Below are 11,708 nucleotides of genomic sequence, written 5' to 3' on the forward strand. Positions count from 1 at the left end.
GGGGCACCGCCGCTGCGGAGCCCCCCATTCAGGATCGTGATTACTTGAGTTCGTCGGCCTTGATGTAACCCGACTCGACGATGAGCTTCTCGTAGTTCGCCTTGTCGACTTCGACCGGGGTCAGCAGGATCGACGGGACGACCTTGACGTCATTGTTGTAGGTCGTGGTGTCGAGGCCTTCCGGCTTGCCGCCCGAAAGGACGGTGTCCAGCAGGTCGACGGTCGACTTGGCCAGCGCGCGGGTGTCCTTGAACACGGTCGAATACTGCTCGCCGGCGATGATCGCCTTGATCGAGGCCGTCTCGGCGTCCTGGCCGGTGATGATCGGCCAGGGCTGGTCGGCAGCGCCGTAGCCGACGCCACGGAGCGAGGCGATGATGCCGCGCGCGAGGCCGTCATTCGGCGCGAGAACGCCGTCGACGCGCGAGCCGTCCGAGTAGTAGGCCGACAGGAGATTGTCCATGCGGGCCTGGGCGGTGGCGGCGAGCCAGGTCATCGTGCCGACCTTGTCCATGCCGGTCTGGCCCGACTTGATCTTGATCGTGCCGTTGTCGATCAGCGGCTGCAGGACGGACAGTGCGCCATTGTAGAAGAAGAAGGCGTTGTTATCGTCCGGCGAACCGCCGAAGAGCTCGACGTTCCACGGTTTCGTGTCGGGGAACCGCTCCTTCAGGCCCTTCAGCAGCGAATTGGCCTGGATCACGCCGACGCCGAAATTGTCGAAGGTCGTGTAGTAGTCGACATTCGGCGACTTCTTGATCAGGCGGTCATAGGCGACCGTGACCGCACCGGCGTCGGCAGCCTTCTGCAGCGCGTCGGTCATTGTGGTGCCGTCGATCGAGGCGATGATCAGGGCCTTCGGGCCCTTGGTGATATCGTTCTCGAGCTGGCTCAGCTGGTTCGGAATGTTGTCCTGCGCGTACTGCAGGTCGACCGTATAGCCCTTGGCCTCGAGCTGCGCCTTGACGAAGTCGCCGTCATTGATCCAGCGCTGCACCGTCTTGCTCGGCATCAGCACGCCGATCAGGCCCTTGTCTTCCGCATGCGCGGCAGGCGACAGGGCGACAACGCCGAGCGCGAGCGCGGCGAGCGCCGATTTGATCAGACCCATAATACTCTCTCCCCAATTATCGAACGTTCGCGCCGAATAGCGGCGCTTGCACACATCGACGCTTCAAAGCGACTTTCGATCTCTCGCCGACGCATTGCTGCGCCGCCGTTTCCTTCGCTGGGGCCTGTTCCGGGGACCAGATCCACCAGTCGACATCGCGAGCGACCGACCGGATAGAGGGAGAGGCGCCGCCTTGGCGGCGCCTCTCGGTATTGCGAAAGCTTACTTGAGTTCGTCGGCCTTGATGTAGCCCGACTCGACGACGAGCTTCTCGTAGTTCGACTTGTCCACCTCATGCGGCGTCAGCAGGATCGCGGGAACGACCTTGACGTCATTGTTGTAGGTGGTGGTGTCGAGGTTCGCCGGCTTGCCGCCCGACAGGACGGTGTCGACGAGTTCGACGGTCGACTTGGCGAGATCGCGCGTGTCCTTGAACACGGTCGAATACTGCTCGCCGGCAATGATGGCCTTGACCGATGCGGTCTCGGCGTCCTGGCCGGTCACGATCGGCCAGGGCTGGTCGGCCGTGCCGTAGCCGACGCCACGGAGCGAGGCGATGATGCCGCGCGACAGGCCGTCATAGGGCGAGAGAACGCCGTCGACGCGCTTGCCGTCCGAGTAGTTGGCCGAGAGCAGGTTGTCCATGCGGGCCTGGGCGGTGGCGGCGAGCCAGCGCAGCGTGCCGACCTTGTCCATGCCGGTCTGGCCGGACACGATCTTGATCGAGCCGTCATCGATCAGCGGCTGCAGGACCGACATGGCGCCATTGTAGAAGAAGAAGGCGTTGTTATCGTCCGGCGAACCGCCGAAGAGCTCGACATTCCACGGCTTCGTGTCGGGGAAGCGCTCCTTCAGGCCCTTGACGAGCGAATTGGCCTGGATCACGCCGACGCCGAAATTGTCGAAGGTCGTGTAGTAGTCGACGTTCGGGGTCTTCTTGATCAGGCGGTCATAAGCGACCACCACGACGCCCGCATCGGCCGCCTTCTGCAGCGCGTCCGACAGCGTCGTGCCGTCGATCGAGGCGATGATCAGCGCCTTCGGGTTCTTGGTGATCTCGTTCTCGAGCTGGCTCAGCTGGTTCGGGATATCGTCCTGAGCGTACTGCAGGTCGACCGTGTAGCCTTTGGCCTCGAGCTGCGACTTCACGGCGTCGCCGTCATTGATCCAGCGCTGCGAGGTCTTGGTCGGCATCAGGACGCCGATCAGGCCCTTGTCCTCGGCATGGGCAGACGGTGCCACGGCGAACAGGCTCACCGCGAGCGCCGCGAGAGCGGACTTGATGATGTTCATTCTCTTCTCCCTAATTGTATGATGTTTGCGTCTCAGGCTCTTTGGAAGCGGGCCTGTGAGGCATGGTGCGATAGTCGAGTCACGCGCCGGTTCGTCCACCTGTCGGTCATGCATCCCCCCGGCCGGAACCGACGTCTCCCGTGCAGTGAACGGCACCCGGAGGCTTCGGAGGCGTCTACCTATGATTTAATTTGGACGTCAGTCAAATGCGTTTTTGGCTGCTCCAGCGGATTTGATCCTGTCTCCTCGGAATCCGACCCGGCGCGGCAATACATCAATCATATGACGAGGCGTTTTGGAATGCGTCTTTTGTCGTCCAGCGCGCGCCGGGCGACGCAACGACGCAAGGCGCCGGCCGGTCTGATCACCAGCGGGCGCCCAAGGGCAGGTCAGGATTTTGGAAGGGAGCGATATGGGCCGCCTCGCGCGGGACGAGGCCGTGGGCCGCACCAATCGGCGCGGGGGAAGGGCGGGCGCTAGGCGCTCGCCCGTTCCAGAGGCTCGGCTTCGGCGAACTGGTAGCGATAGAGCTTCTCATAGAGGCCGCCGCGGCGGACCAGCTCGGCATGGGTTCCCGATTCGAGCACGCGGCCATGCTCGATGACGGCGATCTTGTCGGCGCTCAGGATCGTCGCGAGGCGGTGGGCGATTACGATCGTGGTGCGGCCTTCGACGAGCTTGTCGAGGGCGATCTGGATCATGCGCTCCGATTCCGAATCGAGCGCCGAGGTCGCCTCGTCGAGCAGCAGGATCGGCGCGTTCTTGAGGATCGCGCGGGCGATGGCCATGCGCTGGCGCTGTCCGCCGGAAAGCTGGACGCCGTTCTCGCCGACATGGCTGTCATAGCCGTTCGGTAGGCCCATGATGAAATCATGCGCGAAGGCGTCGCGTGCCGCCTGCTCGACCTCCTCGTCGGTCGCGCCGAGGCGGCCGATGCGGATATTGTCGCGCGCGGTGCCGGCAAACAGGAACACGTCCTGGCTGACGAAGGCGATGTGATGGCGCAGCGACGCGACGGCGACGGAGCGGATATCCTGCCCGTCGACGCTGATCGCGCCCTTGTCGACATCATAGAAACGCTGGATCAGAGCGAGCAGCGTGGACTTGCCGCCGCCCGAGGGACCGACCAGCGCCAGGCGCTGGCCATGGCCGACCGAAAGCGTCACGCCGTTCACGACCGGCTCGGTCTTGCGATAGCCGAAGACGACGTCGGTAAGGTCGATGCGGCCGCGCGTCAGCGTGAGCGGCGGCTTGTCGTCGGCCTCGGTGACGCTGGGCGGGGTATCGAGCACGCCGAACAGCATGCGCACCGCGATCATGCTCTCGGCAATGCCGACATTGACGCGGGCAAGGCGCTTGGCGGGCTCATAGGCCAGCAGCAGCGCGGTGACGAAGGACATGAACTCGCCCGGGGTCTTGCCCGAGGAGATCGTCGCCCAGCCGGCATAGAGGATGACGACGCCGATCGCGATGCCGCCGAGCGATTCCATCAGCGGGCTGGTGCGGGCCTGAAGCTGGGAAATCTTGTTGGCGCGCTTCTCGACCGATTCGACGGCCGTCGCCATGCGGTTCTGCATGTGGTCGCCGAGCCCGAAGGCCTTGACGATCTTGGCGCCCTGCACGGTTTCCTGGATGATGGCGATGATCTGGACGCCGGCGGTGAACTCCGCCTTGGCGATGCCCTTGATGCGCTTGACCAGCCGCGACACGCCAAAGATGGCGGGCGGGGCGATCAGCAGCGCGATCACGGTCATCAGCGGCGCCTGGTACACCATCACGAAGACAAGGCCGGCGAGCGAGACGAAGTCGCGGCCGACGCTGACCACGATGGTGTCGAGGATGTTGCGGATTGCGTTCGCGCCCGCCGAAACCGACATGATGAGTTCGCTCGAGGCGCGATCGGTGAAGAAATCGAGGCCGAACTTCAGGCAGCGCTCATAGAAGCGCTTCTGGTTTTCCGCCACGATCCGGTTGCCGATGCGGCTCTGCACGACCATCTGGCCGTAGGTCGCCGCGCCCTTGACGATGAAGATCGCCATGACGCCGAAGGACAGCACCCACAGCATCTCGACGTCTTGCTTGACGAAGATCTGGTTCACCACGTCGCGCATGATCCAGGCCGAGAGCGAGGTCATGGCCGCGACGATGAACAGGAAGATGAACGAGATGGTGTAGCCGCGCCAATGGTTCCTGAAATTGCCGCGCAGGATGCGGCCGACAAGGCCGATCGTGCCGCTTTCATCGGCCATGGCCGCGCGGAAGGCGGACCAGCGCCGGGAAAACCCGTTCTGGCGGGCGGGCTCGGATCCGTTTTCAGGAAGCGTATTCGCTTCGGTTTGCGTCATGAGAACTGCATCCGGCGCCGACTTCTCGAACGCCCGGACATATGCTCCACATCTGATGTCGATGTGCTTCTTCTAGCGGTTACGCCATTCCATGTCCACCAAACCGCCTTGCGGCGAATTCAAGCAGCCGCAAGGCGTTGATGAACGTTGCAGGAATCCCATCTCTACTGGCTGATTACGACCTTGATTCCGGCCCGCGCCTTGACGATGCCGATGCCGCGCTCGAAGCCTTCGAGATCGAGCTGGTCGGAGATGACGGCGCCGGGATCGACCCGCCCGCTCTCGATCAGGCCGATCACGTCGGGCCATATTCCCGGGCTGCCGAGCGCGCCGCGCAGCGCGATATCGGCCGTGACGATCCGGTCGAGATCGATGCCGCTTGGCTTCTGGCCGGCGAACAGGCCCTGCAGGATCAGCCGTCCGCCCGGCGCGGTCGCCTGGATCGCCTCGACCACGGCGGCCGGATTGCCGGTCGCCTCGATCACGACGGAGGGCAGGCCGCCGCCGATCTCGGCGAGGCGCGCCGGCACGGCGCCATCGGCGACATTGATCGCCGCCGTCGCGCCGAGGCGTTCGGCGAGCGCGAGGCGGCGCGGCGTGCCGCCGACGACCGTGACGCGACGAGCCCCGAAGGCGCGCGCCATCTGCAGCGCGAGAAGGCCGATCGGGCCGTCGCCGAAGATCGCGACATCGTCGCGCGGCGACACGGCCGCGAGCCGCACGCCGTTGAAGGCGACCGCCGAGGGCTCGACCAGCGCCGCGGTCTCGACGGGCACGGTGCGGGCGATCTTGTGCAGGAACAGGGCAGGGAAGTTGATCCGCTCGGCAAAGGCGCCGCTGCGGTTCAATATGCCGGTCTCTGTCCGGTTCGGGCAGCGGTGATAATTGCCGGAAAGGCATACCGCGCAGCGCATGCAGCCGACGCTGCATTCGCCGACGACGCGATCACCGGCCGCGAAGCCCTCGACACCGTCGCCGCAGCTGATGACCTCGCCGACCCATTCATGGCCCGGCACGATCGGGTATCGCGCCATGCCGGAGGTGAAATAGGGCATGGTGCCGTCGAAGATCTCGACATCCGTGCCGCATATGCCGGTCGAAAGCACGCGGATGGCGACATCGCCCGGTGCCGGCGGCAGATCGTCCCGCCTGGCGACCCCGGCGCGGCCGGGTCCCTCGATGACGACGGCCCTCATGAGCGCGATCCCGCGCGCGCGCCGAAGCAATTAGCCAAGGATAGTGCGGCTCTTCCCATCATGCCCTCTGGTGTTTCCGTGTTCCCCGGGGGATCGTGTCCCCTTCTGATTTGCGGCCGACTGTCGACGGCGGGCGGTTGCCTGTCAATCGAGCCGGCGCGGCCGCTTGCGCATGACGATGACGAGAGGACCACGCATGACGATGCAGGCGATCCGCGGCGCCGCCATCACCTTCAAGGCTGATCCGTTCCGGCACGACTGGACGGAGGCCGTGAACCATATTCCCGATGCGCTGATCACGATCGAGGATGGCGTCATCGTCGCGGTCGGGCCGGCGGCCGAGGGGCTCGCCACCCTCGGCGCCGATGTTCCGGTCACCCATTATCCCGACGCGATCATCTGCCCGGGCTTCATCGACGCCCATGTCCATTATCCGCAGGTGCAGATGATCGGCGCCTTTGGCGAGCAATTGCTGGAATGGCTCGAGAAATACACCTTCGTCGCCGAGCAGGACTTCGCCGATGCCGGCCATGCCGAGACGGTGGCGGGCGTGTTCCTGCGCGAATTGCTGCGCGCCGGCACGACGACGGCCGCCGTCTATTGCACGGTGCATCCGCATTCGGTCGATGCGTTCTTCGCCGAATCGAGCCGCTTCAATACGCGCATGATCGCCGGCAAGGTGATGATGGATCGCAACGCGCCGGAAGCGCTGCGCGATACCGTCGAGAGCGGCTATCACGATTCGAAGGCGCTGATCGAGAAATGGCACGGCAAGGGCCGGCAGCTCTATTGCATCACGCCGCGCTTCGCGCCGTCCTCGAGCGAGGCGCAGCTCGAAGCTGCCGGACGACTCTGGCGCGAGCATCCCGGCACCTATGTCCAGTCGCATCTGTGCGAAAATCTCGGTGAGGTCGCCTGGGTGCGGGAGCTCTTTCCCGAGCGTTCGAGCTATATCGACGTCTATGACCATGCCGGGCTGACCGGCCCGCGCGCGATCTTCGGCCATGCCGTGCACATGGATGAAGAGGATTTCGCCTGCTGCCACCGGACGGGCTCGGCGCTTGCCCATTGCCCGACCTCGAACCTCTTCCTCGGCAGCGGCCTGTTCAAGATGTTCGAGGCGAAGCGGGCCGATCGCCCGGTCCATGTCGCGCTCGGCACCGATGTCGGCGGCGGCACCAGCCTGTCGCAATTGCAGAGCCTGAACGAGGCCTACAAGGTCGCGAAGCTCGGCGGCGGCACGCTGACGCCGGCGCAGGGGCTTTATCTCGCGACGCGCGGCGGCGCGGAGGCGCTGCGCCTCGACGACCGGATCGGCTCGATCGAGCCGGGCTATGAGGCGGACCTGATCGTGCTCGATCTGAAGGCGACGCCGTTGATGCAGTTCCGCCAGGCCTATTGCCGCGACCTGATGGAAACGCTGTTCGTGCTGATGACGCTGGGCGACGACCGCGCCATCCGCGCCACCTACATCGCCGGCGCCCCGGTCTATGACCGGGAACGGGAACAGCAGTTTATCTATCCCGAGCGCTGACATGATCGCGGGACAATAGGAAAGCAGGACCATGGCCCTTCATCGTTTCGTTCCCACCCGCTGGCACAACACGCTCGGCCAGCACGAGCCGGAGTTTCACTGTCAGGACGGCGATACCGTGATCATCGATACGCTCGATGCTTTCGGCGTCGACAAGGACGGCATCAGCCGGGCTTCGTCGCCCAATCCCGTGAATGCGCCGATCTTCATCGAAGGCGCCGAGCCGGGCGACGCGCTCTGCGTCGAGATCCTGCGGATGACGCCAACGCGCGGGACAGGCTGGACATTCACCGGCCTCGCGGCGAACGTCATCGATCCGGGCGCGATCGCCAGCCTGCCGCCGCGCGAGATGGTAACCTGGCTGATCGATCGGCAGATGCTCACCACGCGGCTGGAAAACCCGCCCGCAGGCCTTGAATATCTGACCCTGCCGCTCGACCCGATGATCGGCTGCTTCGGCGTCGCACCGGCGCTCGGCCAGGCCTTCTCCAATGCGACCAGCGCGGAGAATGGCGGCAATATGGATTACCGGCGCTTCGGACCGGGCACCACCGTCTGGTTCCCCGTCGCGGTTCCCGGCGCCCTTTTCAGCCTCGGCGATGGCCATGCCATCCAGGGCGACGGCGAAATCGTCGGCACCGGCATCGAGACGACGTTCGAGATCGAAGTCCGGCTGAGCATCGCCAAGGGCCGCAAGCTGGTCTGGCCGCGCGGCGAGACCGCCGACGACATTTTCTCCATCGGCAATGCGCGCCCGCTCGACCAGGCGCTCCAGCACGCCACGACAGACATGATGAACTGGCTGATCGCGGATTACGGCCTCAGCAGCGCCGGCGCCAGCCATCTGATGGGCCAGGTCGTCCGCTATGATGTCGGCAACGTCTTCGATCCCGCCTACACCATGGCCTGCCGCATCCCGAAGAAATGGCTGCCGCCGAAAGCGGTCTAGACATTCTTTTCGATGATCTCGCGATAGATCTCGAAGCTCAGCTTCGTGGTTCGCTTCTGCGTTTCGAAATCGACATGGACGATGCCGAAACGGCGGCCATAACCCTGCAGCCATTCGAAATTGTCGAAGAGGCTCCAGACCATGTAGCCCTGCACATTGGCGCCGTTGGCGCGCGCGGCGAGCACGGCGTCGACATGGCGGGTGATATAGTCGGCGCGGCGCGGGTCCATGATCATGCCGCGCTCCATCACCTCGTCGGTCTCGCCAAAGCCGGCGCCGTTCTCGGTGATGTAGACGGTCGGGTTGCCATAATCGTCGCGGATGCGTTCCAGCAGGATCTTCAGATAGTCCGGCCGGACGGGGCCGTTGAAGGCGGCAGGCTCTGGATCGGGATTGGTGTCGAACCAGCGAAAGCCGAACGGCACGGTCGCATCATGGCGCACATAGGCGGGCGCATAGAAGTTGACGCCGAGGAAATCCGGCCGGTTGGCGGCGAGGATGGCGAGATCGGCTTCCGTCACCACGAAATCGGGATTGCGGCGGCCGAACTCGGTGATGATCTCGTCGGGATAGCGGCCCTTGAACATCGCATCGAGGCACCAGCGATTGATGATCGCGTCGCCGATCGACGCGGCGGCGATATCCTCCGCCTTGCCGGGCGTCTCGGGGATCATCGGCATCAGCGGCAGAGCGAGGCCGATCGTGCCCCGATAGCCGGCGGCGCGATAATCGCCGATCGTCTCGGCGCTCGCGAGCAGCCAGTGATGCATCGCCACCGCCTGCCGGGCATATTGCGCCTCGGTGATCGCGAACGGGCTGCCGATGCCGGCCTTGATGTTCTCCACCGTTGGCTCGATCAGGAAGAGATTGATGAAGGGCTCGTTGAAGGTGATGAACTTCGAGACCTTGTCGCCGAGCGCCTCGCGCACGACGCGGGCATAATTGCGGAACCAGCCGATCGAATCCCGGTTCAGCCAGCCGCCGCGCTCCTCCAGCGCCTGCGGCATGTCCCAGTGAAACAGCGTCACCACGGGCTCGATGCCGGCCGCGATCAGATCGTCGACGAAGAGCTTGTAATGGGCGATGCCGGCCTCGTTGATGCGGCCGACGCCATCGGGCAGCAGCCGTGCCCAGGAGATCGAGAAGCGATAGGCGTTGAGCCCGAGGCTCTGCATCAGCGCGATATCCTGCAGATATTGCGCCCGGTCATAGGCGTTGATCGCCACATTGCCGGTTTCCTGCTTGCCCGAGACCGGCTCGGTCACGCGGTAGACATTGGTGTAGACGTCCCAGTTGCAGAGACCCTTGCCGTCGGCCTGCCAACCGCCCTCGACCTGATAGGAAGCGCTGGCCGCGCCCCAGAGGAACGCCGTCTCGTCTGTCATCGGATCACTCCACCCGTCCTTGGACGCTCGATTGCGAAAGACAGTCGCCGCGATAGGCGTCCTCTTCAAGGGGGAAGCGTCTCTGTTCGCGGAACGAGAAACAGTTGCATTCGATTGTCCACGAATCGGAGACAACCTTGTTCCGGCGACGTCGATTGTGTTTGCCGCCTCCCCGTCCGATCTTCTGGTCAACGAAATTCAACAGGAGAGTTCCACCATGGATCTCAAGCTTGGAGGCTTCCACCACCTGACCGCCATCACGGCGAACGCCCCGGCCAATCTCGCCTTCTATACGAAGGTGCTCGGCCTGCGGCTCGTCAAGAAGACGGTCAACCAGGACGACACCAGCGCCTATCACCTGTTCTATGGTGACGGTGCGGCTTCGGCCGGCTCCGACATCACCTTCTTCGACTGGCCCGTCGGCGCGGCGCGCCGCGGCACGCATTCGGTCGTCCGCACCGGCTTCCGCGTCGATGGCGACAGCCTCGGCTGGTGGCGCGATCATCTGCGCGGCAAGGGCGTCGCCACGGGCGATGTCGTGGAAGTCGGCGGTCGTCCGACCCTCACCTTCGAGGATCCGGAAGGCCAGCGTCTCGCTCTCGTCGCGAATGGCGCCCCGGCCGAACGTCACCCCTGGGAGAAGAGCATCGTCCCGGTCGAGCACCAGATCCTCGGCCTCGGCCAGATCACGATGAGCGTGCCCGACCTGACGCAGACCGAAGCGGTGCTCACCCGCGTGATGAACATGAAGAAGGTGCGCGAATATCCGGTCTCGGCGATCTCGAACAACCTCGTTCATGTGTTCGAGATGGGCAATGGCGGACCGGAAGCGGAGTTGCATGTTGCGGTCGAGCCCGATCAGCCGACGGCCCGCGAGGGCGCCGGCGGCGTGCACCATGTCGCGTTCCGCACCCCGGATTATGAGGGGCTGAAGGCCTGGACCGACCGGGTCCGTGGCTTCCGAGTTCCTTCCAGCGGCGAGGTCGAGCGCTATTATTTCCGCTCGCTCTATTTCCGCGAGCCGAACGGCGTTCTCTTCGAGATCGCGACCGACATACCCGGCTTCACGGCGGACGAGCCGCTGGCGACGCTTGGCGAACATCTCTCGCTGCCGCCCTTCCTCGAAGGGCGCCGCGCATCGATCGAAGCCAATCTGCAGCCGCTCGAAACGGCTGAGTAAGGACGGATGATGGCCATTGAAAAGACGAGGGGCGACGCGCCCCATGCCGGACAACGTGTCTGGCAGGGCGGTGCGTCGCTGGACAAGGCCCGCGGTGCGGTCGTGATGCTTCACGGCCGCGGCGCCTCGGCCGATGATATCCTGTCGCTCTCCGATTATTTCGGCCAGTCCGACATCGCCTATCTTGCGCCGCAGGCGGCCGGCCACGTCTGGTATCCCCAGCGCTTCATGGAGCCGACGGAGCGCAACCAGCCCTGGCTTTCGGGCGCGCTCGGCGTGGTGCGCAACCTGGTCGACGATGTCGTCGCCTCGGGCATCGCGCCGGAGAATGTCGTGCTGCTGGGCTTTTCGCAGGGCGCCTGCCTGGCGCTCGAAAGCGCCGCCCGGCGGCCGCGCCGCTATGGCGGCGTGGTGGGCCTGAGCGGTGGGCTGATCGGCGCGGATAGCGAAATGTGGGCCGGTTCGCCTGAGATCGCCGGCACGCCCGTCATCCTCGGCTGCTCCGAGCTCGACGCCCATATTCCGCTCGCCCGCGTCGAGGCGACGGCCGAGCGCTTCGAGACGAGCGGCGCGCATGTGACCAAGCGCATCTATCGCGGCTCGGGCCATGGCGTGAACGATGACGAGGTCGCGCTGATCCGCACCCTGCTCTCCGGCCTCGGAAAGCCGGCCGGCGCCAAGGACTGAAACCATCGGCACAAATAGCTTCGGCCGG

General features: G+C 64.9%; 9 protein-coding genes. 4 read left to right on the forward strand and 5 right to left on the reverse strand.

Annotated features, from left to right (window positions below; genetic code table 11):
• Nucleotides 1-40 precede the first annotated feature (40 nt).
• From chvE (QO014_RS15715) to QO014_RS15730, 4 genes are all read right to left on the reverse strand, one after another.
• Nucleotides 41-1,111, reverse strand: a complete 1,071-nt coding sequence (gene chvE / locus QO014_RS15715) for a multiple monosaccharide ABC transporter substrate-binding protein (protein ID WP_266349664.1) — start codon at nt 1,109-1,111, stop codon at nt 41-43.
• A 222-nt stretch (nt 1,112-1,333) separates the two neighbouring features.
• Entirely contained in the window at nt 1,334-2,404 is a 1,071-nt protein-coding gene (gene chvE / locus QO014_RS15720; protein WP_266349665.1) for a multiple monosaccharide ABC transporter substrate-binding protein, read from the reverse strand.
• Nucleotides 2,405-2,880: 476 nt separating this feature from the next.
• Nucleotides 2,881-4,749, reverse strand: coding sequence for an ABC transporter ATP-binding protein (locus QO014_RS15725; protein ID WP_266349666.1), 1,869 nt, complete (start codon nt 4,747-4,749; stop codon nt 2,881-2,883).
• A gap of 164 nt (nt 4,750-4,913) precedes the next feature.
• On the reverse strand, nt 4,914-5,945 hold the full coding sequence (locus QO014_RS15730; protein WP_266349667.1) for a zinc-dependent alcohol dehydrogenase: 1,032 nt from the start codon (nt 5,943-5,945) through the stop codon (nt 4,914-4,916).
• A 196-nt stretch (nt 5,946-6,141) separates the two neighbouring features.
• On the opposite strand from QO014_RS15730, the gene guaD reads away from it, so the two are divergent.
• Nucleotides 6,142-7,479, forward strand: coding sequence for a guanine deaminase (gene guaD, locus QO014_RS15735; RefSeq protein WP_266349668.1), 1,338 nt, complete (start codon nt 6,142-6,144; stop codon nt 7,477-7,479).
• A 31-nt stretch (nt 7,480-7,510) separates the two neighbouring features.
• A complete protein-coding gene (locus QO014_RS15740; RefSeq protein WP_266349669.1) occupies nt 7,511-8,428 on the forward strand; it encodes an acetamidase/formamidase family protein in 918 nt (305 codons plus the stop codon).
• On the opposite strand, the gene QO014_RS15745 is transcribed toward QO014_RS15740, so the two are convergent.
• On the reverse strand, nt 8,425-9,813 hold the full coding sequence (locus QO014_RS15745; protein WP_266349670.1) for a glycoside hydrolase family 1 protein: 1,389 nt from the start codon (nt 9,811-9,813) through the stop codon (nt 8,425-8,427). The two genes, QO014_RS15740 and QO014_RS15745, sit on opposite strands and share 4 nt — an antisense overlap.
• A gap of 217 nt (nt 9,814-10,030) precedes the next feature.
• Between QO014_RS15745 and QO014_RS15750 the strand changes: the two genes are divergently transcribed.
• Both QO014_RS15750 and QO014_RS15755 read left to right on the forward strand, forming a co-directional pair.
• Entirely contained in the window at nt 10,031-10,993 is a 963-nt protein-coding gene (locus QO014_RS15750) for a ring-cleaving dioxygenase (RefSeq protein ID WP_266349671.1), read from the forward strand.
• 6 nt (nt 10,994-10,999) lie between these two features.
• Complete coding sequence (locus QO014_RS15755) at nt 11,000-11,680, forward strand: alpha/beta hydrolase (protein WP_266349672.1); 681 nt, start codon at nt 11,000-11,002, stop codon at nt 11,678-11,680.
• The last annotated feature ends 28 nt before the right edge of the window (nt 11,681-11,708 follow it).

Source organism: Kaistia dalseonensis (genome assembly GCF_030814715.1).
Lineage (GTDB): Bacteria > Pseudomonadota > Alphaproteobacteria > Rhizobiales > Kaistiaceae > Kaistia > Kaistia dalseonensis.

Coding starts and splice junctions, on each gene's coding strand:
- QO014_RS15740 (WP_266349669.1), top strand. CDS start 7,511: ATGGCCCTTCATCGTTTCGTTCCCACCCGCTGGCACAACACGCTCGGC.
- chvE (WP_266349664.1), bottom strand. CDS start 1,111: ATGGGTCTGATCAAATCGGCGCTCGCCGCGCTCGCGCTCGGCGTTGTC.
- QO014_RS15750 (WP_266349671.1), top strand. CDS start 10,031: ATGGATCTCAAGCTTGGAGGCTTCCACCACCTGACCGCCATCACGGCG.
- QO014_RS15755 (WP_266349672.1), top strand. CDS start 11,000: ATGATGGCCATTGAAAAGACGAGGGGCGACGCGCCCCATGCCGGACAA.
- chvE (WP_266349665.1), bottom strand. CDS start 2,404: ATGAACATCATCAAGTCCGCTCTCGCGGCGCTCGCGGTGAGCCTGTTC.
- QO014_RS15725 (WP_266349666.1), bottom strand. CDS start 4,749: ATGACGCAAACCGAAGCGAATACGCTTCCTGAAAACGGATCCGAGCCC.
- QO014_RS15745 (WP_266349670.1), bottom strand. CDS start 9,813: ATGACAGACGAGACGGCGTTCCTCTGGGGCGCGGCCAGCGCTTCCTAT.
- guaD (WP_266349668.1), top strand. CDS start 6,142: ATGACGATGCAGGCGATCCGCGGCGCCGCCATCACCTTCAAGGCTGAT.
- QO014_RS15730 (WP_266349667.1), bottom strand. CDS start 5,945: ATGAGGGCCGTCGTCATCGAGGGACCCGGCCGCGCCGGGGTCGCCAGG.